Here is a 22,563-nt window from a genome sequence, read left to right on the forward strand (position 1 = left end):
ACCTGTTAGCTTCGTCACAATTTAAAAAAGAACTAAACCAGCATTACAATTTACTATGGATAAAATAAAAAATCTAACCTTCATTCACCTGCTTATTGCAACTGTATTAATTGGCTGTAGCTCCGAAGATCCACTCCCAGAGACTCCAATTAATTTCGACCTTTTCGACGCTAGAGCTATTGTATTTAAGCAAGCATCTTCGGATGATAGCAACATTAATGGCAATCTATTTAAGGTTGATAATAGTGGAAAAATAAGCGCAGTAATAGATAGCGCTACGGTGACTTTCGCAAGAACTTTTTCCAAAGGACTTTACGTGGAGATTCGCGAAGATGGAGCTCCAGACGTCAGAAGATTTTATGTATATCACAACAGCTCTTACTTAGAAATTGAAGATGAAATTAATGGCGAATACAAGGGCGAAAATGAAAATGGTGATTTAATATTTTCTGATGTCTCAATTCTACGTGCAAGCTCTCTTGAGATTGATAAATTGGAAACTACTCTTGATTTTCCAACAGTTCAGTCTCTTTCCGGCAATCTGGCTATAATCACGGACAACTCCGTTTTTCAAATATTCAATACTGTAAGCAATGTTCGCTACAATGTAAATGGGTGCAACGGACCAAGAATGGAGGCCTTTCCTGAAAGCACAATGGCAATTTTAGACGATTGTTCAAACCAAATTTTAATTGACATAAGCAATGGAAACAGAACAGTAGCAGACATTAGCAGCTGGAATCATGAATCATTGAGAGTATCAGATGGTATAATAGTCCTTAATCAAGCAATGTCTGAAGTTGGAGATTTCACCAATTATGCTTTAGGTCATTTCGATACTAATGGAAATCTTAGTGTATTAACAGAAAACATATTTCAGCCAGGATCCTCCTCATGTATGAATTGCGGACTTCCAAACGAAGTGCTTTTCGGAAATGATGAATACCTGGTAGTAAGAGAGTTAAATAAAATTTCTTTAGTCAATAGAAATGAAAATAATTCTATCAGTACAATTTTGGACGGTTATAATGTTTCAAAAGTAAGCCTTGGAGATCATTTGATTTATTATTTAGCTGAGGATAACCTTGGGAATCCCCTGATAGGAGTTTATGACATTTTGAATAAAACTAATCAAGTATTGGATAGTGAGACATCATTCGATGAAATACAAACATTCTAGAACATACATCTAAAAAGAAATGATTTGCAGCTATGACACAAGTAGCTGCGAATCTATCTAGTGCAAGTAAGTCAATAAATGTCCATAACGCAGGCCTTAGCTGAACCGAACTAGAATGATACTACAGACAAGAAAATCTCTTTAAGGGTTCATTACGTTAAAGCTGTTCAAAATTCATTCTCTACATAAGCATCAAAATGAAACATCACTCTTTTTACTTACTCGTATTAGCTGCTACTTTTAGCTGCATCCAGAGCTCGGACTTAAAACCTTCGGACATTGCAGAAATTAAGGAACTGGAAAAAGGATATGTTGACGGTTGGTTTGCTGAAAATCAGCAAGAAGCAGTATTGAAAGTCTTTGATGAGGATGTTGCATTTATACCACATCATGGTGATGATCCTGTGATTGGAAAAGAAAACTTAAGAGAATTCTTTTGGCCTGATGGAATAGGTGGAATTGTTCACTCATTCAATCATTATCCAGATGCCATAGAAGGTAATAATGGTGTCGCATGGATTCGAGGCAGGTTTGACGTTAAATACTCCTGGATAGATCAGGGTGACACCACTACCACTTTTAACGAAGGTAATTATGTCCTGATAGCACGCAAAAAAGAGCAAGAATGGAAAATAGCTACATTTATTTTTAATGACCCTCTTGCAGAATGAGGTAGGATTTTTCACGCTATTACTGGATTCAGAAAAGTCAAGATTAGCTTGCATTCATCTATTGAAAAAAGCTTAAAGGATAAAGCTCCACCCCTACAAAAAATCATTCCGCCGCTAAAGTCAATTGCACTGCCGCACAGTAAAATGATACTGCCGTGCTTGGGAATTATTCCGCCGCATTAGAAAATCACCCTGCCGCTCTCGGTAATCATTGCGCCGTATGAAAAAACTATTGCGCCGCTATTAGGAGTTATAGAGCCGCATTAGAAAACCATAGAGCCGCACTCAGGTACGAGAGATCGGTCGGATTATATCCCTCAGAAACAAATAGAAATCTTAAATCACCATCTCCAAGGCTCCTTTGACTACTTCAGCCTTCACTTCTTCCACTTCTCCAATCACTTCCCCATCTACCTGAAGTGTATGCTTCCCTTTTGCAGTAATCTTCACTTTTTTCCCTTGATGGATGGCAAAATATTCCGAATCTTCCAGGTGCCCCACAAAGCTGTGCCATGTTAAATTCGGTAGTTTATGCCGGGGGATAGGCTTAAAAACACACACTTCAAATAAACCATCTTGCATATCGCAACGAGGATTTACCACGGCTCCCGTGCCATAGCTGGACGCATTAGCTATTACAATCATCTCAGCAGTGTAGTTGTACGATTCACCATCAATTTCAATATTAAAATCGCCGTGCTTCCTCTCCACAATTTTCTTAAAGAATGAAACAGCATACCCCAACTTGCCACGAGTACCTTCCTCCTCAAATTCTTTGATCAGCTCAGCATTAAAACCAATATCACTCAAGTGTAAGCATAGTTCTCCATCTACCCTTACCGCATCAATGGTTTTGGTTTTTAGTTCTACTAATAGATTGAGGTTCTCATTCCAATCCTCAGGAATATTTAGCTCCGTTGCTAATCCGTTGGCTGATCCTAACGGAAGAATTGCCAGCTTTATAAAAGTCCCCAGCAGCTGCTCTGCGATTAATTTCACCGTTCCGTCTCCCCCACCCGCTACAACAACCGCAGGCTGAAATTTTTCAATTGAATCTCTTACAGACTCAGCGTCATTTTCACCTGTAGTCTTCAGCAATTCGAATGTGATATCCTTTTTTGTGCAAAAGTCCTCAATGAGTCCATCGAGATCTTCTTTGTCTGTATCCCCTGCTATTGGGTTAATTACGAATAAAACCTTTAGTTTGTCCACGTGTTTTTGATTGGATATCCTTATTAACAAAACTAACTCGAATCAGTCATCTCAATATTCAAAAAAATTCGCATTCGGTTTTTCCTTTGGCTGAAAAAAAAGCTCGGAATTATGCGTCCTCCCACGGTCATTCCTTATCGGGGGTACGGTAATGCCACACAGATTAGCATTTCGGGTCACGTGCTGGAAAACAGACCAAATTTCCTTGCAAGTGAAACCGATAAAAAAAGGAAGAACTTCAAAAATATGCTTGCCCGATACATGAGCACAGCGATACCCGACACAGAGGTAAACGTATATTTCAAAGCACACGAAAGCTCATTCAAAACAGATGAGCTTGGTTTTTTTCAAAAGTCCATTGCACTAGATCTCCCAGCTCAACCGGGATGGCATACAGTTACATTCACCATTAAGGATGAGCAAGGAAAAGAATGCTCCAAAGAAGAGGGAGAAGTACTCATAGTAAATGATAAGGCTACATTTGGAGTCATTTCTGATATAGATGATACGGTTTTGATCTCACACGCTACCCAGCTTCTCCGCAAGCTTCGATTGATACTTACTAAGAATGCCAAGACACGGCTTCCATTCGAAGGTGTAAGAGAATTTTACCATAAACTAGCTGGCGATAATTCCGCCAACCCAATATTCTACGTGAGCAGCAGTGAGTGGAATCTGTTTGATTTTCTAAAAGACTTTTTCGAAACCCAGAATCTACCAAAAGGACCTTTCCTGCTTCAGAGATTTAAGGAGGGACTTAAAGAACTCATTAAGTCTGGTGGCGGTACACACATGCATAAGCAGGAAAAGATTGAAGCTCTGATGGAGTGTTATACAGATCTGCCCTTTGTACTAATAGGAGACAGTGGACAAAGAGATCCTGAGATTTACGCAGAGATTGTGAAAAAGTATCCAAAGCGTATAAAAGCCATCTATATTCGAGCAATAGGAAAAAACAAAGAGCTATCGCCTGAAGTTGAGCAAATCACTCAAAATGCTGATGTCCCGGTACTTATGGTCAGTCATACAGACGAAGCTTACCGACATGCAGTATCAATTGGTCTGATTAAGGATTAATAATTATACGCCCCTTACATACAGTCTCCAAATATTCTATCTTTGCGCGCTTATTTGAGTAGACGTATGAAAAGATTATTTCGAAACTTCACATTCAATCCAAAAAATGACATCCTTTCAGGACTCACAGTTGCTTTGGCACTAGTTCCTGAAGCCGTGGCTTTTGCTTTCGTGGCAGGCATTGATCCAATGGTTGGACTATACGGTGCCTTTATGATGGGAATTGTCACTTCAATGTTTGGTGGTCGCCCGGGTATGATCTCCGGCGCTACCGGTGCAATGGCAGTCGTAATGGTGCATATGATCCAAAAAGGAAATGAGGTCGGAAATGCACTCAGTACTCCTATTGATAACCTTGGATTACAATGGCTATTCATTACACTTTTGCTTGTGGGGGCAATTCAAATATTGGCTGGTATTTTACGATTAGGAAAATTTGTCCGTTTGATACCGCATTCAGTAATGATGGGTTTCGTAAATGGTTTGGCGATCGTCATATTCCTCTCTCAGCTTGGCTTATTCAAGGAGCGCATCAATGGTGAATATCAATGGATGGGTGGATTAGACCTATATATCATGTTGGGACTTGTGGGGCTGACAATGGCTATTATGTACTTTCTTCCAAAACTGACCAAGAAACTACCGGCGGCTTTAGTAGGTATTATCGTGGTAGCGTCCATCACCATTTTCGGCGGGCTGGATGTGAGTACAGTTGGTTCGTTTATTCGCGAAGGTGGTGGTAACGGACTGGAAGGGAGCTTACCTAGCTTTCAAATTCAAATTTTTGGGCTCTTAGAAACCCTTCAAGGCCATTGGGGATTGATCATTTCTACTGCGGTTCTTTTAGCAGCAGTGGGTCTTATAGAATCATTGATGACCCTTAACCTTATTGATGACATGACCGAAACGCGAGGTAGTGGTAATCGTGAATGCGTGGCTCAAGGTGGCGCTAACGTTCTTAATGGTTTGTTTGGAGGAATGGGAGGTTGCGCTATGATAGGTCAGTCGATCATTAATGTGAGTTCGGGTGGAAGAGGACGATTGTCTGGAATTACCGCCGCACTGGCATTGCTTTGTTTTATTCTATTTGCCGCACCACTTATTGAGCAAATCCCAATTGCAGCTTTAGTTGGTGTAATGTTTATGGTTGTAATCGGCACATTCGCATGGAGTAGCTTCCGTATTATCAATAAAATACCACTGGCCGATGCTATCGTACTGGTTACGGTTTCTGCAATTACGGTTTGGCAGGATTTGGCTATCGCAGTAATTGTAGGTGTGATTATGTCTGCTCTTGTATTCGCATGGCAAAATGCTACGAAGATCCGAGCGCGTAAATCAATCAAAGAGGATGGCACCAAAGTATATGAAATATGGGGGCCGTTATTCTTCGGTTCCGTGCAATCATTCAACTCAAAGTTTGATCCGGCCAATGATCCAGAAAATGTTGAATTAGACTTTCTGGAATCTAGAGTAAGCGACCACTCGGGCATTGAAGCCATTTTCGCACTGGAAAAGAAATACAAAGACTATGGGAAAAATGTGAAACTGGTTCATCTTAGTCCGGAGTGTAAAATGCTACTTTACAAAGCCAGTCCTGACTTTGAGCATATGATTGTGTCTTCTATCGATGATCCGCGCTATCATGTGGTGACTGATTTGATGGATCAAGAAATTTAAGTGTAACACGACATTCATCACATTCGTCATTAATTTCGACACCTAACCTACGAATTAATGAAAGCAATCCATTGCACCTCATACGGTCCAGTCGAAAATCTAAAACTGGTTGAAGTAGAGAAACCATCGCCAAAAGCGAATGAGGTACTTATCAAAGTACATTGCAGTGCGGTAAACGACTATGACTGGAGCATGGTTCGTGGCAAACCTGGGGTTTACCGTCTATTCTTTGGATTGTTTAAGCCTAAACGCCCGATTCTCGGAATGGAGCTATCAGGAACAATTGAGGGATTGGGTGAGGAAGCCAGCAATTTCAAGATTGGCGATGCGGTGTACGGAGATATTTCAGATCATGGATTTGGAAGCTTTGCAGAATACATTTGTATAAATGAAAAGGCGGTCGTGAGAAAGCCTGAATATATGTCTTTTGAAGATGCAGCTGCACTTTCCCATGCAGCGAACCTTGCTTGGCAGGGGCTTGTGGATGTAGGACAAATTTCTAATGGAATGGGCGTTTTAATCAACGGAGCAGGTGGTGGGGTTGGTACACTGGGATTGTACCTTGCCAAAACATATGACGCTAAAGTAACTGGAGTAGATACTGGCGATAAACTCAAGGCCATGGCTAAAATTGGCTTTGATCACATTCTGGATTACAAGCAAACAGATTTTACCAAAGAAAAAGAAAGGTATGATTTAATACTTGATGCAAAAACCAGCAGACCTCCTAATTCATTCATTCAGGCACTATCGCCCAAGGGCAAGTATGTCTCCATTGGAGGTGAAATCAAGAACTTGCTTCAGCTTGCGTTCGCTAGAAAAATACGAAAGAAGCCAGTTTACATGGTAGGCCTGAAAGCAAACAAAGACCTTGATAAGATACATCCACTTTACGAAAAAGGTCTATTGAAACCTGTAGTGGACGGACCTTATCCATTGGAAAAGACGCCTTGGGCGATTCAGCATTTTGGCGATGGCCTCCATACCGGAAAAGTTATAATTTCTATGTTGGACTAGATCACTAATCCATTGCCTCATAGACTTTGCGCACCATCTCTCCTATTTTGGATGGCTCCAGCCAGCGAGTGATAATGACCATATCTTTTTGCTCATCGACCACAATGAAGTTTCCCCCAAAACCTGCAGCGTAGTATAGATGATCAGGCAATCCTTCCCACGAACGTGGGCCTTTATTTAGCCACCACATGTAGCCATAGCTTTCATAAGCAGAAGCTGGGGTTTGTATCATCTGTGTCCATTGTTCAGAGATAAGCTGATTATCATTCCATTTACCCTTTCGTGCAAACAGTAGTCCAAATCTTGCATGGTCTTCTGTGCTTATAAATACACCTCCACCATGATGACCTCCACCACTAACCACTTGCATGCGCTGACCATCGATTGTCATCCATGAATCATTATAACCATACCACCGCCAGGTAGTACTAGCTCCAATTGGATCCATGATTCGCTCTTTCAATACTTGCGGCAAAGGTTTTCTCCAGACATTTAAGAGTGAGTAGGAAAGAACATTCACCCGCACGTCGTTGTACTTATAGCTACTTCCCGGCTCTTTCAACTCCCGATACCTCCAGTCATCTAGCTTGCCTTCACGATCCGGCCGATCGGCCCAATCGTACAAGCCAAATAATGCGCCTGACCAATCAGAGGTCTGCTGTAATAGATGTTCCCAGGTAATCTTCGAGTTATGTTCTCCTTCGAACGTCTCATCCCAGACATAGTCTTTTACTTTATCTTGAACCGAAGAGATTAACCCATCGTCAAGTGCAAGTCCTGCGGTTGTAGATAAGTAACTCTTGGTCACACTGAAGGTCATATCCACACGCTTAATATCACCCCATGTGGCCACTACATAACCATCTTTGATAATCATACCGGCAGGGCCACCGCGTTCTTTTGTAGGACCTTGTAGTTCGTGGTATGGTTCACGGCTAAAGGATTGAAGTATTGCCAATCGAAGATCTTTTTGCCCTGAATATTCATTATCAGCAGCAAATTGAACCGCATTGTCTATAGCAGATTGTTTCAAGCCAACTTGGGAAGCTGACCTGGTTTCCCATTGACTTTTGGAAGGATAGTATTGCGCACTGAGCGTGATAGAAACACTCAGTGCTATAAGTAGAAATGTTTTTCTTGCCATAAAGGCAAGTTACTAAATGGGAATTAATCCAGCTTCACAGCTGTACCGCTCGCACTAACCATCATCATCCCTCCATCTTTCCCCAGGGTTTCATAGTCAAGATCTATGGCAATAACGGCGTTTGCTCCTAATGCTTTAGCGGCTTCCATCAGTTCCTGAACCGCTATATTCTTAGCATCCTTAAGTGATTTTTCATAAGCTCCCGATCGGCCTCCAACAATGTCGGTGATTGAAGCAAAAATGTCTTTGAAAATGTTAGCTCCGATGATGGCTTCACCGGTGACCATTCCATAGTATGTAGAGATGGTTTTACCCTCTATGTTGTTCGTTGTTGTAAGTAGCATATTATCTAATTATATCAGTAGAAAGCGCCTTCTTTTTGTAGCGCCGATTCAATAACGGATAGAGTAGCACGGAGGTTAGGATCAATAGCGTTCCAATGTAAAATCCCGGGCTCATCTCCTCGCTATCGCCGAAAATAATCAATGCCAATATAATTCCGTACACTGGCTCCAGATTTACCACCAGGTTAATTGAAAAAGCAGAAAGACGCTTCATCAATTCAACTGAAACTGAATATGCATATACCGTACACACAATTGCGAGCACGCCCAGATAAAACCAATCATTAAGTGTGGGATTTAGTGTTAGCTTATCTACAAAAAAGCCAGAATAGATAGGAAAGAAAAGAGCAGTTGCGATACAAGCGCCAGCCATTTCATAAAATGTGATTACGTAGGGATCATACGTTTTGGTCAACCTTCCGTTAATTACTGTAAAAACGGAAGCGATAAACGCAGAAAGTACTGCTATGAGCAAACCAGACAAATAATCGAATTCTACGTTGAAAATGATCCCTATTCCAATAAAAGCGATGATGCTTAGAAGAACTTCAAAACGCTTGATCTTCCTACCTTGTGACAATGGCTCAATCAAACTGGTCCAAAGGGAGCAAGTAGCCATACCAGCCAGGCAAACGGAGGCATTGGAAATGCGTGCAGATAGGAAAAAGAGTATCCAGTGAATAGCAATAAGCACTCCCGTGCCCATAATTACCAAAAAATGTTTTCTCGAGTGAATAGCAAATGATCGTTTCCAAAACTTCAGAACTATCCACAGACCTACCGCTGAAATAAGCGTTCTAAAAAAAACGACCTCTACAGATGGGATATCAATAAGTAATCCGAGAATCGCTGTGAAACCCCAAATCAGCACAATGAAATGAAGGGTAAGAAAGTCCTTCTTCTCCTGTATCATCTAGGTACGGTTCTATAAAGCAACATGGCTACTCCGGTAAAGATGATATTCGGCATCCAGATCGCCAGAATTGTATTCATGGACCCGGCTTCCGCTATTGCTTGTGCCAAAATGAAGGTTATAATGAATGCGAATGCTATTACAAATCCTAAGGCTATCTGAAAGCCGGTTCCTTGTCTGGATTTCCGTGCAGACACAATCACACCTATAGCCATCAAAATAATCATAGTAAATGGAGACATGTACCTTATGTACTTTTCGATCTGGAAAATATGGACATCATCAGCTCCACGTGATTTTTGAAGCTTAATATGATCGGTTAACTCATTCATCGTCATTGTCTCCCAAATTCTATCTTTATTACCAAAATCGCTAGGTGAAAGATTCAACAAAGTATCCAACTCATCTCCCTCCGTGATAATCTCCTTCTGATTCTTTATTTCACGCCTTTGCCATCGTTTCAAAGTCCATCGTCCGGTAGAATCCCAATCGATCTGACGAGCCGTCAGTTTTTCCACCAGCTGAGTACCATTTACAGTCTCCAAAGTAACTGCTGAACCAACATTCCTTCTCACGTCAAAACGATAGATATAGATGTAATCCTCAAGACTATCTCGCTCGGCTATTTTTATGTGGATGTGTTTATCGGTATTGTAGAATGGGTCTTTGAGATATCTGAGTTCAAAATCTAATCTGAACTTATTGGCATCAGGAATCACATAGCTATTCATGTAAAAGCTAGCTCCACCAATCATTACAGACGCAATGAGGTATGGAAAAAGCATACGCTTAAAACTAACGCCGCTAGCCAAAATTGCTACAATCTCGGTTTTTGAAGCCATTTTAGCGGTCACAAAAACTGTAGCAATGAAAACTGTAATTGGCGTGAGTAGACTGGCGATGTAAGGAATAAATGAAAGGTAATACTGCCAGATCAGTCCTGAACTAAGTTCATTCTTAATGAAGTCATCATTCTTTTCTGTGTAATCAATCACACAAATGATGAGCTCAAGCAACCCTACCACAAACACAAACGTGACGAGGACTTTCTTCAATATGTACCAGTCGAGCTTTTTCATCTATTGACTAAAATCACAGTCGTTGACTTACTTTTTTAACCATTCCTTCTTTCCAACTCGCGAAGTTATCATTTATGATTTGCTTTCTTGCTTCACCTACCAACCAGAGGTAAAATGTAAGGTTTTGAATGCTTGCAATTTGTGCGCCAAGAATCTCATTACTGGTGATTAAATGCCTTAAATATCCTTTGGTATAAAAGGTGCTCGCATATCCACCCAATTCAGCATCAATTGGAGTAAAATCATCTTTCCACTTTTCATTACGAATATTAATAATTCCCTGTGTGGTGAAAAGCATACCATTTCTGGCATTTCTAGTTGGCATGACGCAATCAAACATGTCCACACCTAGCGCGATACATTCAAGAATGTTTGCGGGCGTGCCCACTCCCATTAGGTACCTGGGCTTATCTTTTGGAAGAATGCCACATACATGATCCGTCATCGCATACATGTCTTCTGCGGGCTCCCCTACAGAGAGTCCACCAATCGCGTTACCTTCTCGCTCCTTGCTTGCTATGTATTCTGCTGATAGCGTTCGTAAGTCTTTATAGACACTACCCTGTACTATGGGAAAAAGAGTTTGATCAAACCCATATTTACCTTCTGTTTCATCAAATCGCTTTACACAACGATCTAACCAACGATGTGTCATATGCATGGACTTCTCCGCATAGTCATATTTGCAAGGATAGGGTGTGCATTCATCAAAAGCCATGATGATATCTGCACCAATGGTTCGCTGAATATCCATGATACCCTCCGGAGTGAAAAAGTGCTTACTTCCATCCTTATGGGACTGGAAATGAACACCCTCTTCAACAATTTTGCGATTATCCGCTAACGAATACACCTGATATCCACCACTATCGGTCAAAATTGGCCGATCCCAGCCATTGAATTTATGCAGGCCGCCAGCTTGCTCTACCACATCCAGGCCAGGTCGCATGTATAGGTGATAGGTATTGCCCAAGATGATTTGTGCTTTGATATCCTCTACCAATTCACGCTGGTGAACAGCTTTCACTGTTCCTGCTGTCCCAACAGGCATAAATATCGGTGTCTGAATTTCGCCATGAGCCGTTTTGACAACTCCAGCTCTGGCCGAAGACTTACCGTCGGTATTTAGTAATTCGAATTGCATTGGAGCGCAAAAATAAGCCGAAATCAAGTGGTTCTATTCAGTCAAATAAACTTCTCATTTGAATGAGATTATCAACCATTTTTTATTGAATCTCAACACACCTTAAAATCAGGTGTACTTGAAGTATACCAGTAACACAATTTTTTGTGTGATAGGAGCTTCTTCCGGAGATTATAAAACACGTAAGCGGCTGGCCACCTGCCATTACTAGCTAAAAACACCTTTTCAATCTAACAATAGCTAAAATGAAAAAACGTAAAAATCTCCTTCAACTCATCACCCTTCTTTTTTGATCATTGGCTCAATTAGTTGTCGTACAGATACGGATATTATTCCTGCTCTTACGATTGACGAAAGGCTAGCGGAACACGGCCTTACGCGGACGAAACTTGGGAAGCAACTTCAAAACCCATACAGCCTGTCCAACATGCAAATGGCTTTGGATTCTATGAAGACCTCCCTAGAATCATTTAAGCCTAAAAGTAGGATGCTTCGCGCCGCAGATGAGATGACCATAGAAACTACGGATCTTTATGTTCGTTTTCTTCCTCGAGATTCTACGCAGCAAGATGCCATGCTGGACGATACCACGATGGTTTACTACGATCATCCATTGGATTATGAAATTGACATTGAAGGTGATGTGTACGTAGACAGTAGCTGGACCGAGCACTCAACCCAATGGCTCTATAGTGTAGTAAAGCCAGATTACCCCTTCCCCGATAGCGTAAGACATGAATTGCTTGCCGAACTTTTCATTCCGGAAAACCATCCTGATTTTGTGGAGCCCGATACGACATCAACTTCAGGACGTAGCAAGACCACCTTAGGGGAACTACTCATGCGGATGGAGACCATGTCTTTGGCGCTGACGGACAATTTATCCGAAGATGAGAAAGAGCAACTGGCAAACCTGGATACCAAAGGAAGAGCCCGATGGTTTTGGAACAGCTGATGGCCACCCAAATGGTATCCCGATGGATATGTGAAGGTGAGAGAACGAAGTGGAAACGTTACCAGAGGCTGGATTCCGGTGAAGCAAGTTCGGGTGAGAACTCGACGCTGGTTTACCATAAAAACTGCCGATACTAATGTGAATGGTTACTACCAGACAGGTTCATTTAGAAGACCCGCAAACTACAGCGTGGTATTCAAGACACCACATGTGAAGATTACTAACTACATCGGTTGGGCAGGCAGGCATAATGGGCCTAAAAGGAAAGGACGCTGGAATGTCTATTACCACTGGCACACAGCCAATTGGGTGAAAGCTACGCTGGTCAATGCAGCTTATGAATACAATGTGCAAAGACTAGATAAAGGCATTCAAAATCCATTTCCGGAAGGTTTCTGGGCATGGATTGGTCACCGAACAAAGATACGGGCGGTTTTTAAAAAAGGAAAAGGCGACATGTTCGTAGTGAGGATCAACAGAATCAGGGTTTATACAAAGTTCGAAGATGGTAGAGGTGATCGTGAAACAGATGACTTATATGCCATGACATTTCATGAGCTGGGACATCAGTCTCATTGGAAGCTCAATCGGAGAAATATGACAAGGAGCAGCCATATTCTTAAAGAGAGTTGGGGAACATTTATAGAATACTATTTTACCAAGGAGTACTATGAAAATAACCCAAAAGTCCAAATTAAGAGTAATGTAAGCATACCAAACTACGATGCAAAAACAATTAAGAAATCAGAAAAATCTGCATACAGTCAGTTTTTGGTTGACCTAATGGATGATCATAATCAACTTAATGAATTCCCCGGCACAGATAGAGCAGACGATCGAGTTAAAGGATATACATTTAGTCAAATTCAAGCTGCGGTAAAAAACTCACATCAAATCAATCATGTTCGTGATTACTTAAAAAGTAGGTATCACAATTCCACAGAAGATGAATTAGATAGACTATTTAATTTCTATTTTCAATTTTAATCTATCAATCATGAACTATAGTATCTTATTGTTTGGGTTTTTTCTGCTAATCTCAACTGGATGTGTGAATGATAATCGAGTGAGCGCCCGGTTTACAATAACCAGGGTAATTAAGAATTCCACGGATCATCGAATACAGCTAAGACACTACTTTGAAATAAATCACTTAGACACATTACTGCATTCAGGTGATTCTGTGGCCTTTTCAGCAAATTGTGTAGTTACTGGAGGTGAACTTGGATGTTTCAATCCCGAATACAGCTATGCTTTAGCGCAAGCATTAGAAGATTCAGTCTACATCATTTTCAATAAAGAAAGAATTCTCAAGTACAGAAGAATTGATTTCAACGGATGTTTTGGGAAGGACGTCCTTCAAGCTGAAGTACCATGTGGGTATACCGTCAGAGGGGAAGGAACAAGTATTGAAACCTATACTTACGAAATCACCAATGAGGATTATGAGATGGCAGAACCTTATGATGGTGGAGATTGATGCTAATGAAAGGCTGGAATCCGGATTCCAGCCTTTTTATTAAAGATGAAGCTATGATTGAAATACAACAAGCAGTACGATATTCAAAACAAATTAGCCATGTGAAAAACTACTTGAAAGTTTACTACAGCAACCCGACACAAGAACACCTTGATGAGCTATTCCATTTTTACTCTCAATTTGACTGATCCATGAAACCATTTATTCGATTATATTTCTCAATCATTCTAATCTTCACAGTCGTAGGATGCACTGATGGAATTGGGGCGAAATATTATAATAATAGAATAATTAAAAACTCCTCAAATCATCAATTAAGGTTGAAATTATATTATCAACAAGACTCTATTGATACATTAATCAATATTGGAGATTCAGTTTTGTTCTCAGCATATTGCGAAAACATTAATGGTCATGACGACTGTTTAAGCGTTGGAAATAATTCAGCATTTGCGACAGCTGATGAAGATTCGGTTTATTTAATATTTAATAATGAGGAGATTATAAGATATAACCGAGAAACAATTGGTCTTTGCTGTTCAAAGAACATTCTATTAGCTGAAGCACAATGGGGATATACTGTAACAGGAAAAGGCACCTTCATCAGAACCTATACCTACGAAATCACTAATGAAGACTATGAGATGGCTGAGCCGTATGAAGGTGGAGATTGATGCTAATGAAAGGCTGGAATCCGGATTCCAGCCTTTTGATTAAAAATGAAGCTATGATTGAAATACAGCAAGCAGTACGATATTCAAAACAAATTAGCCATGTGAAAAATTACTTGAAAGTTTACTACAGTAACCCGACACAGGAACACCTTGATGAACTATTCCATTTTTACTCTCAATTTGACTGATCCATGAAACCATTTATTCAGATATTTTTTACAAGCATCTACATCTTAACGATAACAGGGTGTTCAGATGGAATAGGTGCTCAATACAAAGTACAACGAGTGATAAAAAATTCTTCCAATGTCGATATTGAAATAACCCTTTTTTTTGAGCAAAATGAGATTGACTCATTAATACTCCCTAAAGACTCAATTATGTTTTCTGCTTATTGTGTTTCCGTGGGAAGTGAACTACAATGTTCAAATCCAAGCTACAGTTATTCCCATGCATTAGGTCTTGAAGATTCCGTATATCTGATTTTCAATGATAATGAAAGAATTATCAGATTCGAAAGGGAGTCAATTGACCCTTGTTGTTCAAAAAACATTCTTAAACAAGAATCTCAATGGGGTTACGAAGTTTTAGGCATAGGAACAAGTATTGAAACCTATACCTACGAAATCACCAATGAGGATTATGAGATGGCTGAGCCGTATGATGGTGGAGATTGATGCTAATGAAAGGCTGGAATCCGGATTCCAGCCTTTTGATTAAAGATGAAGCTATGGTTGAGATACAACAAGCAGTACGATATTCAAAACAAATTAGCCATCTGAAAAACTACTTGAAAGTTTACTACAGCAACCCGACACAGGAACACCTTGATGAACTATTCCATTTTTACTCTCAATTTGACTGATCCATGAAACCATTTATTCGATTATATTTCTCAATCATTCTAATCTTCACAGTCGTAGGATGCACTGATGGAATTGGGGCGAGGTATACCTTAAAAAGAGTGCTCAATAATCAATCCAATTATGAGGTACAACTAATTCATTTTTTTTATGAAGGTAGTTTTGACACTCTTGTCCACAGAAGTGATTCTATTGTATACGAAGCTTATTGTGTTGCAGTAGGTGGAGAACTTCAATGTTCAAATCCTGATTACAGCTTCGTTTTAGCACAAGCGTTAGAGGATTCAGTTTATATTATTTTCAATAATGAGCGAATAATCAAATTCATAGAATCAGAATTTGGGCCTTGCTGTAACAAAAACATACTGGAAATGGAAACGCAACAAGGATATAAGGTATCTGGTGAAGGTACTAGTCTAAGAACCTATACCTACGAAATCACCAATGAGGATTATGAGATGGCAGAACCTTATTGAGAGAATTAATTTGATTCCATTTTTACTATAAAAAAGCTGAGACGCATGTTTCAGCTTTTATATTTTAATCATCTTGCAATATGATTTTCATCGCCTTGTGCATAATCGGTGTCCTCCACCTTGGTATTACCCTTCTTCTAACGGCTGCTTTCAAGAGCTACAAATCTCCATTCAATCAGAACCAAGAATCACTGAGCATAGTTATTGCCGCCCGAAATGAAGAATCAAACCTGAAAAACCATGTTCCATTATTGCTTGCGCAAGACTTCCCAAAATTTGAGGTGATAATTGCGCTCGATAGGTGCACCGATCAAAGTAAAGCCTACTTGGACGGCCTTAATAATTCGAAAATTAGTTGGATTGATATCAAGGAAGTCGCTGCTAATTGGAATCCTAAAAAATTTGCATTAAACCAAGCGATTTCCAAAGCTACTGGTGAGTGGCTTGTTTTTACAGATGCCGATTGCATTCCGGCTTCCGATCAATGGCTCAAGACATTAAACAATCACATTACCAACGAAAAAAACATCCTAATTGGAATTTCTCCCTACCAATCCAATGGCACATTCCTTTCCTACTTCATTCAATTTGAAGCCTTTATGACCGCCTTTCTATACATTTCCAGGGTATTGTTAGGGAAGCCTTATATGGGTGTAGGTCGAAATATGGCTGTGAGGAAGTCTTTTTTTGAGGCAACAGGTGGTTATGAAAGCTGTAAATCCGTCACCGGAGGCGACGATGATTTGTTCATCCAACGAAATGCGACTAAATCAAACATTCAAGTCGTTTTAGGACGTGAAAGTCTAATGTACACTAAACCTGAAACAAGCTGGAAAGCCTATTGGCATCAGAAAATTCGTCACCTGTCTGTTGGTAAGGTATATAAAGCCCGTGATCAAGCATTCTTAACTTTATTTCATCTGATTCACCTTTCTACACTAATTCTTCTACTATTTGCTACCACTCAGTCTTTTTTCTTTCCAATGCTCCTTTTTTACCTATTTATTAAATTAGTGAGTTATAGATTTGCTGCGAGCAAAATGGAAGTCAATATCAACTATATATTACTTCCACTCGTTGACATCATATATGCAGTGCTAATCCCTGGGATTGCATTGTGGTCAAAACTCGAAAAGGACATTAAATGGAAGAACTAAATCGTCAGTTTTCTGATAAAGCTCTGCGGGACTTTAAGCTTATTGATCTTGCCACTGAGGGCAATGATGAAGCAGCTTATGCAGAGTTGATGCAGCGCTATAAAAAACCGGTGTATCATATGATCTTAAAAATGGTCAGAAATGTGGATGATGCAGAAGACTTAACCATTGAAGCATTTGCAAAAGCGTTTAAAAACCTAAGCCGCTTCAAAAAAGATTACACATTCAGCACCTGGCTCTTCCGAATTGCAACCAACAATGCGATTGATTTTATTCGAAAGAAGAAACTAAACACCTTTAGTCTCAACAGTACTTTTACTGATGATAGCGGTGAATCAGTAAACATTGATGTACAGGATAAAAACCTAACTCCAGACGAGGAAACCATCAAAGATCAAAAAATTGAACTGGTTCGAATGTTTGTGGACAAGCTGCCGGCAAAGTATCAGCGATTGGTCAAGCTTCGCTACTTTGATGAACTGTCTTACGATGAAATAGCTCAAGAGCTGGAAGCACCTTTGGGTACCGTAAAAGCACAACTGCATCGCGCAAGGGAGCTGATGTATGAATTAGTGAAAGACAAAAAGAAGCATATCTAAATTTGAACCGATCATTCTGAAATTATTTCAGAATCTTTGTGACTTAATTTACAAGCTCATCGAAATCATTCAAAAATACTTCCCCGAGCTTACAAGCCAGCAAATAGATCAATTTGGACAACTCCAAAATTTGTATGAAGACTGGAATGCAAAAATCAATGTCGTAAGCAGAAAAGATATTGATCAACTCTACGAGCGGCATGTTTTGCATAGTCTTGCCATTGCTCAGTTTACATCTTTTGCAAGTGGATCAGAAATACTTGATGTAGGAACGGGTGGTGGCTTCCCAGGTATCCCGCTAGCTATCTTATATCCAGACTGCCAATTTCACTTAGTTGATTCCATAGGAAAGAAAATTACTGTAGTTCAGGAAGTTGCAAATGCAATTGGGCTTACTAATTTAACTGCGGAGCATCAACGTATGGAAAAGGTGAGCGGAAAGTTTGATTTCATTGTATCCAGAGCCGTAGCTCAAACAAAGCAACTCTTTATATGGGCACACCAAAAAATAAGCAAAATACAGCGCAACGAGCTCGATAATGGAATGATATTGTTGAAAGGCGGCGACCTATCTAAGGAAATGAAAGAATTTGGCAGACGATATATTGAAAAAGACCTTTCAGGCTACTTTGTTGAGGATTTCTTCGAAACCAAGAAGATCATTTACGTGCCTGTGTATTAAATAAAAACCCCTATGAAGGGGTTTTTGTAATGAAATAAAAATTCGACTTAAAAGTAGAGTGAAAACCCAACGTTTAACCCGAATGAATTGCTATTGGTTATATCATCTCCTGATGACATCCCATAGTTCAAACTTGGCTCAATTGCTACATTATCGACAATCCAGATTGGGTAGCCGGCCTCAAATGCCAATACCGTAAAATTAGTTTTGGTTTCACCTAAACCTGCATCGAACTTGCTTGATGCGGCAGAAAACGAAGCGCCAACAAAAAATGTCCCGTTTACATAATATCTAGCAAATGGACCAATCAAAGTAGATGAGCCCTTTGAATTCCCTTGCTTTGCACTCGAATAGCCAACATTGAGGCCAGCAGCCAGGTTGTCCATCAAAAAATATCCTCCCAAACCTCCAATATTAAAGGATGTTTGTCGATCACTCACTCCGTCAAATTTAGTGGAGTTAAAACCCAGACTGGACGTAGCTCCAATAAGCCATCCTCCTTTTTCTGTTTGTGCCTGTGCAATTCCGATGCAAGCGATCAGGCTTGCTGTAAGTATTAGTTTTTTCATTTTGAGTATTGTTTTATTTATTCCAAAAAACGGAAACTCGAAATGAAAGGATACAATATTTAGAAATGATCACAAAAAAAGCCCTTCCAAATGGAAGGGCTTTTAATTTCTTATCTAAGTGTTTCTTAGAATGCGAAAGCTACACCCGCGTTGATCACTAGCTGACCATCACCAGGAGTCGTGTACTTAACTTGTCCATTAGCGAATAGGTTATCGCTAAGTGGGTACATGATACCTGCACCAATGTTAAGACCTCCTTCAGAAGTAGAAAGAGAGAATCCACCGCCCTCTACTTTAGCTGTTCCTGAAGCAAAACCAGCAAGACCGTAAACTCCACTTTCACCAAAGTAATATCTAGCGTCGATATTTAATGAACTAGAAGAGTAATCAGCTCCGCCTACCGAGTTCTTAAAGAAGAATGTGTAGCTAGGTGCAATACTGATCGCGTCAGTAACTAGGTACTCTGCTCCCAAGTTGATTCCAATACCAAGCTTAGAATCTACGGTATTTCCGTTTGCTTCTGCACCAGCTTTAGTTCCGATAGCAAGTCCAGCACCAACTCTGATGTCGCCTTGCTCTTGTGCGTTTGCAGAAAATCCGAAAAGTACGAATGCTGCAAATAATGAAAGGATAGTAAATTTTTTCATAGGATTAATAAATAATTTGGTTGTACAATGAGTGCAATATAGGCATACCTAGCGAAGTATAAAATACCACCGTGTGGGTATTTTATCCGCTTATGTAATTATACAAATACGTACCTCATTATCAATAAGATAGCTTTCAGCAAAAAAGCTACACTTTCACACTTTTTTCTCCTTGTCTCGAGATGAGCTATATTTAGTTGGAATTAATAAACTCATTAAACAAAATTCAGACTATGAAATTTAAAATTTTACTTCTTTCTCTAACGTTTATGTGTATCACCATGGTAGCCTCGGCTCAAAGTCAAGGAGACTTTCGTGCAGGTGCTGGCTTAGGCTTTGCAGCCAGCCCTTTTGGAGGTGATGGAACCATTGGTTTTGGTGCCAACCTGGAGTACCTCTTCAAAAGTGATATGTCCGGATCTTTGGAGTATTATTCATATACTAAAGACAGCTTCACTACGAATGTATTGGATATTAATTTTCGCTACTATTTTGTAACTGGATCCACCCAAGTATACGGTAATGCGGGACTTACCAATATTGGTGGTGATCCAAGCAGTACGTTAGGTTTAAATCTTGGTGGTGGAGCAATATTTCCTCTTGCAAGTAGCTTTGGTATAACAACTGCATTGAATTACAACTTGGCAAAGCCAGATGGAGCAAATGATCCATTCGGATTCGGGTTGAAGGCTGGAGTAATGTATTCCTTCTAAGTAAAACTTACTTTAATTAAAAGCCTTGACTTGATTGTCAGGGCTTTTTTATGCTGTTCAAATAAATGAGTGGATGAAGAAAAAAATTGCAGTACTTACAGGAGCAGGCATCAGTGCAGAGAGTGGATTGAAGACCTTTAGAGACTCTGGAGGACTATGGGAAGGACATGATGTGACTAAAGTGGCTACTCCACAAGCCTGGACAAATGATCGTGCATTAGTTCTCGAGTTTTACAATCAACGACGCAAGCAAGCGCAGGAAGTTGATCCCAACGCGGGGCACTATGCATTAGTGGATTTAGAAAAGCATTTTAAGGTTGTAGTCATCACCCAAAACATTGATTCCTTGCATGAAAAGGCAGGTAGCACGAATGTCATGCACCTTCATGGAGAAATCAGTAAAGTAAGGAGTACATTAGACCCGGAATTGATCTATGAACTTGACGGATGGGAATTGAAAGAGGGGGATAAATGTGCAAAAGGTTCACAACTTCGACCTCACATTGTCTGGTTTGGTGAGGCGGTACCAATGATGGAACCCGCAATGCAAGAGGTACTAACTGCAGACATTTTCATCGTTGCAGGAACTTCGTTAGTCGTTTATCCGGCAGCCGGACTGATTGATTTCATCAGACCTGCAGTGCCTAAATTTATTGTTGATCCTAAAATACCCGAAATTGCAGGCGGCGACAATTTCCATTTTTATGAAGAAGCGGCAAGTACAGGTTTGCCAAAAGTGAAAGACCACCTGATAAAAAAATACCAATGAGTAAGACAACCTTAGAAAAATTCTACAACGCGTTTAAGAACCATGATGCTAAGAAAATGGCCGAATGCTATCATAAAGAGGTAATTTTCAACGATCCAGCATTCCAAAATTTGAATTACGAAGAAGTAGCCGCCATGTGGGCCATGTTAATTGAACGCTCAAAAGGTAAGCTTGAAATCAATTTTGATTCAATTGTGAGCGATGATCATATGGCACAATGTATTTGGGAAGCCGATTATGAATTCTCTAAAACTGGAAATCAGGTCCACAATGTCATACATGCAACCATGGAATTCAAAGATGGCCTTATTATAAAGCATACTGATCATTTTGATTTTTGGCGGTGGTCCAAAATGGCATTAGGATTGACAGGAACATTGTTAGGATGGTCCCCAATCCTTAAAAACAAAGTCCGAAAAATGGCTAAATCATCCTTAAATAAATACATGATAGAGCATTAGTTCTCCCCCATCAAGACTTTAAGCAATTCTTTATTCTTGTTCTCGCTCAATCCAAGCCAATCCAATGTTGACTGATAGAAAATATTGTCTAAATCATTTTGTGGCAGATCCATCTCTGCAATAAACTTTCCAATCTCCAAGTCTCCCAATGGAAATGGATAATCTGAGCCTAAACATACTTTTTCTGAGCCAATAAGATCTATGACATATTTTAGATAGGTGGGATCATGAGTAATGCTATCCACCCAAAACTTGCCCAAGTATTCTCTTGGATTCACATTATTGTGTACCGCAACCAAATCCGGCCGACAATTGAAGCCATGCTCCAAGCGACCAATGGTTGCCAACAGTGAACCACCCGAATGCGCAAAGCACACACGTAGCTTTGGGTATTTTTCGAAGATACCACCGAAGATCATTGAGGCAGCTGCTCTAGCGGTTTCAGCTGGCATGCCTACCAACCATGGAAGCCAATATTTTTCCATGTATTCCCGACCCATCATTTCCCATGGATGAACCAGTATAGCCATTCCCAAACGCTCACAAGCCTCGAAGAATTCGAAGAATCGAGGCTTACTTAGATTTTCATTATTGATGTTGGACCCAATTTGCACTCCGGGGATGCCAAGGCTCTTCAGTCGTTCTAGTTCTTTAATAGCTAAATCAGTGTCTTGCATTGGAACTGTACCAAGACCGATGTAATTCTTTGGGTTTTGCTCCACTACCTGTGCAATGTGATCGTTCAAATACATGGAAAGATCCAGACAGTCGTGAGCGTCTGCCCAATAACTGAACATTACAGGGATTGTGCAGACTACCTGCACCTGAGTATCAAATTTCTCGTATTCTTTGATCCTTAGGTTTTCGTCCCAACAGTTCGATTGAATCTCACGAAAGAACTTATCTCCCTTCATCATGCGTGCCGCTTCCGGTTTGTGATGTAAGAGATGAATAAAGTCTCCATAGCCAAATTTTTCAGCAAAATTTGGAATGTTGTGAGGGAGGATATGCGTGTGCATATCTATTTTCAAACTTGTCTGATTTGCCATATTACAAA

26 protein-coding genes are annotated in these 22,563 nt (G+C 40.2%); 17 read left to right on the forward strand and 9 right to left on the reverse strand.

Features of this window, described 5'->3' with window-relative positions; translation table 11 throughout:
- Positions 1 to 55: 55 nt before the first annotated feature.
- Both ACL8WY_RS05375 and ACL8WY_RS05380 read left to right on the forward strand, forming a co-directional pair.
- Positions 56 to 1,180 (forward strand): hypothetical protein, encoded by a 1,125-nt coding sequence (locus ACL8WY_RS05375; protein WP_436517401.1) that lies wholly within the window; start codon positions 56 to 58, stop codon positions 1,178 to 1,180.
- Positions 1,181 to 1,377: 197 nt separating this feature from the next.
- Complete coding sequence (locus tag ACL8WY_RS05380) at positions 1,378 to 1,851, forward strand: hypothetical protein (RefSeq protein ID WP_436517402.1); 474 nt, start codon at positions 1,378 to 1,380, stop codon at positions 1,849 to 1,851.
- 336 nt (positions 1,852 to 2,187) lie between these two features.
- On the opposite strand, the gene ACL8WY_RS05385 is transcribed toward ACL8WY_RS05380, so the two are convergent.
- Positions 2,188 to 3,063 (reverse strand): diacylglycerol/lipid kinase family protein, encoded by an 876-nt coding sequence (locus ACL8WY_RS05385; protein WP_436517403.1) that lies wholly within the window; start codon positions 3,061 to 3,063, stop codon positions 2,188 to 2,190.
- Positions 3,064 to 3,174: 111 nt separating this feature from the next.
- Between ACL8WY_RS05385 and ACL8WY_RS05390 the strand changes: the two genes are divergently transcribed.
- The 3 genes from ACL8WY_RS05390 (at position 3,175) to ACL8WY_RS05400 (ending at position 6,837) form a co-directional block, all read left to right on the forward strand.
- Positions 3,175 to 4,140: an App1 family protein gene (locus tag ACL8WY_RS05390; protein WP_436517404.1), complete on the forward strand. Its 966-nt coding sequence runs from the start codon at positions 3,175 to 3,177 to the stop codon at positions 4,138 to 4,140.
- A gap of 66 nt (positions 4,141 to 4,206) precedes the next feature.
- Positions 4,207 to 5,820 (forward strand): SulP family inorganic anion transporter, encoded by a 1,614-nt coding sequence (locus tag ACL8WY_RS05395; RefSeq protein WP_436517405.1) that lies wholly within the window; start codon positions 4,207 to 4,209, stop codon positions 5,818 to 5,820.
- A 57-nt stretch (positions 5,821 to 5,877) separates the two neighbouring features.
- Complete coding sequence (locus tag ACL8WY_RS05400; RefSeq protein WP_436517406.1) at positions 5,878 to 6,837, forward strand: NAD(P)-dependent alcohol dehydrogenase; 960 nt, start codon at positions 5,878 to 5,880, stop codon at positions 6,835 to 6,837.
- 4 nt (positions 6,838 to 6,841) lie between these two features.
- On the opposite strand, the gene ACL8WY_RS05405 is transcribed toward ACL8WY_RS05400, so the two are convergent.
- Genes ACL8WY_RS05405 through tgt form a run of 5 tightly spaced genes read right to left on the reverse strand, consistent with a single transcriptional unit; the run spans position 6,842 to position 11,461 of the window.
- The gene (locus ACL8WY_RS05405; protein WP_436517407.1) at positions 6,842 to 7,981 is read right to left on the reverse strand and encodes a serine hydrolase domain-containing protein; all 1,140 of its coding nucleotides are present in this window, start codon (positions 7,979 to 7,981) and stop codon (positions 6,842 to 6,844) included.
- 23 nt (positions 7,982 to 8,004) lie between these two features.
- On the reverse strand, positions 8,005 to 8,325 hold the full coding sequence (locus tag ACL8WY_RS05410) for a heavy metal-binding domain-containing protein (protein ID WP_436517408.1): 321 nt from the start codon (positions 8,323 to 8,325) through the stop codon (positions 8,005 to 8,007).
- A gap of 1 nt (position 8,326) precedes the next feature.
- A complete protein-coding gene (locus ACL8WY_RS05415) occupies positions 8,327 to 9,238 on the reverse strand; it encodes a DMT family transporter (RefSeq protein WP_436517409.1) in 912 nt (303 codons plus the stop codon).
- Entirely contained in the window at positions 9,235 to 10,317 is a 1,083-nt protein-coding gene (locus ACL8WY_RS05420; RefSeq protein ID WP_436517410.1) for an LptF/LptG family permease, read from the reverse strand. Before ACL8WY_RS05420 ends, ACL8WY_RS05415 begins: the two co-directional genes overlap by 4 nt.
- Before the next feature lie 13 nt (positions 10,318 to 10,330).
- The gene (gene tgt, locus ACL8WY_RS05425) at positions 10,331 to 11,461 is read right to left on the reverse strand and encodes a tRNA guanosine(34) transglycosylase Tgt (RefSeq protein WP_436517411.1); all 1,131 of its coding nucleotides are present in this window, start codon (positions 11,459 to 11,461) and stop codon (positions 10,331 to 10,333) included.
- A gap of 448 nt (positions 11,462 to 11,909) precedes the next feature.
- On the opposite strand from tgt, the gene ACL8WY_RS05430 reads away from it, so the two are divergent.
- The 9 genes from ACL8WY_RS05430 (at position 11,910) to rsmG (ending at position 18,347) form a co-directional block, all read left to right on the forward strand.
- A complete protein-coding gene (locus ACL8WY_RS05430) occupies positions 11,910 to 12,416 on the forward strand; it encodes a hypothetical protein (protein ID WP_436517412.1) in 507 nt (168 codons plus the stop codon).
- Positions 12,417 to 12,452: 36 nt separating this feature from the next.
- Complete coding sequence (locus ACL8WY_RS05435) at positions 12,453 to 13,403, forward strand: hypothetical protein (RefSeq protein WP_436517413.1); 951 nt, start codon at positions 12,453 to 12,455, stop codon at positions 13,401 to 13,403.
- A 10-nt stretch (positions 13,404 to 13,413) separates the two neighbouring features.
- Positions 13,414 to 13,896 (forward strand): hypothetical protein, encoded by a 483-nt coding sequence (locus tag ACL8WY_RS05440; protein WP_436517414.1) that lies wholly within the window; start codon positions 13,414 to 13,416, stop codon positions 13,894 to 13,896.
- Between the two features lie 320 nt (positions 13,897 to 14,216).
- Complete coding sequence (locus tag ACL8WY_RS05445; protein ID WP_436517415.1) at positions 14,217 to 14,570, forward strand: hypothetical protein; 354 nt, start codon at positions 14,217 to 14,219, stop codon at positions 14,568 to 14,570.
- Positions 14,571 to 14,761: 191 nt separating this feature from the next.
- Positions 14,762 to 15,247 carry a hypothetical protein gene (locus ACL8WY_RS05450; RefSeq protein ID WP_436517416.1) on the forward strand — a complete coding sequence of 162 codons (486 nt, stop codon included), beginning with the start codon at positions 14,762 to 14,764 and terminating at the stop codon, positions 15,245 to 15,247.
- 191 nt (positions 15,248 to 15,438) lie between these two features.
- On the forward strand, positions 15,439 to 15,909 hold the full coding sequence (locus ACL8WY_RS05455) for a hypothetical protein (protein ID WP_436517417.1): 471 nt from the start codon (positions 15,439 to 15,441) through the stop codon (positions 15,907 to 15,909).
- Between the two features lie 80 nt (positions 15,910 to 15,989).
- Positions 15,990 to 17,066 (forward strand): glycosyltransferase, encoded by a 1,077-nt coding sequence (locus tag ACL8WY_RS05460; protein WP_436517418.1) that lies wholly within the window; start codon positions 15,990 to 15,992, stop codon positions 17,064 to 17,066.
- Positions 17,054 to 17,665 (forward strand): RNA polymerase sigma factor, encoded by a 612-nt coding sequence (locus ACL8WY_RS05465; protein ID WP_436517419.1) that lies wholly within the window; start codon positions 17,054 to 17,056, stop codon positions 17,663 to 17,665. Before ACL8WY_RS05460 ends, ACL8WY_RS05465 begins: the two co-directional genes overlap by 13 nt.
- A 130-nt stretch (positions 17,666 to 17,795) precedes the next feature.
- Entirely contained in the window at positions 17,796 to 18,347 is a 552-nt protein-coding gene (rsmG, locus tag ACL8WY_RS05470; protein ID WP_436517420.1) for a 16S rRNA (guanine(527)-N(7))-methyltransferase RsmG, read from the forward strand.
- Positions 18,348 to 18,394: 47 nt separating this feature from the next.
- On the opposite strand, the gene ACL8WY_RS05475 is transcribed toward rsmG, so the two are convergent.
- Positions 18,395 to 18,916, reverse strand: coding sequence for an outer membrane beta-barrel protein (locus tag ACL8WY_RS05475; RefSeq protein WP_436517421.1), 522 nt, complete (start codon positions 18,914 to 18,916; stop codon positions 18,395 to 18,397).
- Positions 18,917 to 19,041: 125 nt separating this feature from the next.
- Entirely contained in the window at positions 19,042 to 19,563 is a 522-nt protein-coding gene (locus ACL8WY_RS05480; RefSeq protein WP_436517422.1) for an outer membrane beta-barrel protein, read from the reverse strand.
- A gap of 233 nt (positions 19,564 to 19,796) precedes the next feature.
- Between ACL8WY_RS05480 and ACL8WY_RS05485 the strand changes: the two genes are divergently transcribed.
- The 3 genes from ACL8WY_RS05485 to ACL8WY_RS05495 all read left to right on the forward strand — a co-directional run bounded on the left by ACL8WY_RS05485 (position 19,797) and on the right by ACL8WY_RS05495 (position 21,506).
- Positions 19,797 to 20,276 (forward strand): outer membrane beta-barrel protein, encoded by a 480-nt coding sequence (locus tag ACL8WY_RS05485; protein ID WP_436517423.1) that lies wholly within the window; start codon positions 19,797 to 19,799, stop codon positions 20,274 to 20,276.
- A gap of 73 nt (positions 20,277 to 20,349) precedes the next feature.
- Positions 20,350 to 21,045 (forward strand): SIR2 family NAD-dependent protein deacylase, encoded by a 696-nt coding sequence (locus tag ACL8WY_RS05490; protein ID WP_436517424.1) that lies wholly within the window; start codon positions 20,350 to 20,352, stop codon positions 21,043 to 21,045.
- The gene (locus ACL8WY_RS05495; RefSeq protein ID WP_436517425.1) at positions 21,042 to 21,506 is read left to right on the forward strand and encodes a nuclear transport factor 2 family protein; all 465 of its coding nucleotides are present in this window, start codon (positions 21,042 to 21,044) and stop codon (positions 21,504 to 21,506) included. Before ACL8WY_RS05490 ends, ACL8WY_RS05495 begins: the two co-directional genes overlap by 4 nt.
- Here the strand turns inward: ACL8WY_RS05495 and ACL8WY_RS05500 are convergent.
- Positions 21,503 to 22,555 carry an amidohydrolase family protein gene (locus ACL8WY_RS05500; protein WP_436517426.1) on the reverse strand — a complete coding sequence of 351 codons (1,053 nt, stop codon included), beginning with the start codon at positions 22,553 to 22,555 and terminating at the stop codon, positions 21,503 to 21,505. The two genes, ACL8WY_RS05495 and ACL8WY_RS05500, sit on opposite strands and share 4 nt — an antisense overlap.
- Between the last annotated feature and the right edge of the window lie 8 nt (positions 22,556 to 22,563).

The sequence above is a fragment of the Ekhidna algicida genome, from assembly GCF_051379705.1.
Taxonomy (GTDB): Bacteria; Bacteroidota; Bacteroidia; order Cytophagales; family Cyclobacteriaceae; genus Ekhidna.

Excerpts from the sequence above, each read along its gene's own strand:
- ACL8WY_RS05375 (WP_436517401.1), top strand. The coding sequence starts at position 56 with ATGGATAAAATAAAAAATCTAACCTTCATTCACCTGCTTATTGCAACT.
- ACL8WY_RS05380 (WP_436517402.1), top strand. The coding sequence starts at position 1,378 with ATGAAACATCACTCTTTTTACTTACTCGTATTAGCTGCTACTTTTAGC.
- ACL8WY_RS05390 (WP_436517404.1), top strand. The coding sequence starts at position 3,175 with ATGCGTCCTCCCACGGTCATTCCTTATCGGGGGTACGGTAATGCCACA.
- ACL8WY_RS05395 (WP_436517405.1), top strand. The coding sequence starts at position 4,207 with ATGAAAAGATTATTTCGAAACTTCACATTCAATCCAAAAAATGACATC.
- ACL8WY_RS05400 (WP_436517406.1), top strand. The coding sequence starts at position 5,878 with ATGAAAGCAATCCATTGCACCTCATACGGTCCAGTCGAAAATCTAAAA.
- ACL8WY_RS05405 (WP_436517407.1), bottom strand. The coding sequence starts at position 7,981 with ATGGCAAGAAAAACATTTCTACTTATAGCACTGAGTGTTTCTATCACG.
- ACL8WY_RS05410 (WP_436517408.1), bottom strand. The coding sequence starts at position 8,325 with ATGCTACTTACAACAACGAACAACATAGAGGGTAAAACCATCTCTACA.
- ACL8WY_RS05415 (WP_436517409.1), bottom strand. The coding sequence starts at position 9,238 with ATGATACAGGAGAAGAAGGACTTTCTTACCCTTCATTTCATTGTGCTG.
- ACL8WY_RS05420 (WP_436517410.1), bottom strand. The coding sequence starts at position 10,317 with ATGAAAAAGCTCGACTGGTACATATTGAAGAAAGTCCTCGTCACGTTT.
- tgt (WP_436517411.1), bottom strand. The coding sequence starts at position 11,461 with ATGCAATTCGAATTACTAAATACCGACGGTAAGTCTTCGGCCAGAGCT.
- ACL8WY_RS05430 (WP_436517412.1), top strand. The coding sequence starts at position 11,910 with ATGAAGACCTCCCTAGAATCATTTAAGCCTAAAAGTAGGATGCTTCGC.
- ACL8WY_RS05440 (WP_436517414.1), top strand. The coding sequence starts at position 13,414 with ATGAACTATAGTATCTTATTGTTTGGGTTTTTTCTGCTAATCTCAACT.
- ACL8WY_RS05450 (WP_436517416.1), top strand. The coding sequence starts at position 14,762 with ATGAAACCATTTATTCAGATATTTTTTACAAGCATCTACATCTTAACG.
- ACL8WY_RS05455 (WP_436517417.1), top strand. The coding sequence starts at position 15,439 with ATGAAACCATTTATTCGATTATATTTCTCAATCATTCTAATCTTCACA.
- ACL8WY_RS05460 (WP_436517418.1), top strand. The coding sequence starts at position 15,990 with ATGATTTTCATCGCCTTGTGCATAATCGGTGTCCTCCACCTTGGTATT.
- ACL8WY_RS05465 (WP_436517419.1), top strand. The coding sequence starts at position 17,054 with ATGGAAGAACTAAATCGTCAGTTTTCTGATAAAGCTCTGCGGGACTTT.
- ACL8WY_RS05475 (WP_436517421.1), bottom strand. The coding sequence starts at position 18,916 with ATGAAAAAACTAATACTTACAGCAAGCCTGATCGCTTGCATCGGAATT.
- ACL8WY_RS05480 (WP_436517422.1), bottom strand. The coding sequence starts at position 19,563 with ATGAAAAAATTTACTATCCTTTCATTATTTGCAGCATTCGTACTTTTC.
- ACL8WY_RS05485 (WP_436517423.1), top strand. The coding sequence starts at position 19,797 with ATGAAATTTAAAATTTTACTTCTTTCTCTAACGTTTATGTGTATCACC.
- ACL8WY_RS05490 (WP_436517424.1), top strand. The coding sequence starts at position 20,350 with ATGAAGAAAAAAATTGCAGTACTTACAGGAGCAGGCATCAGTGCAGAG.
- ACL8WY_RS05495 (WP_436517425.1), top strand. The coding sequence starts at position 21,042 with ATGAGTAAGACAACCTTAGAAAAATTCTACAACGCGTTTAAGAACCAT.
- ACL8WY_RS05500 (WP_436517426.1), bottom strand. The coding sequence starts at position 22,555 with ATGGCAAATCAGACAAGTTTGAAAATAGATATGCACACGCATATCCTC.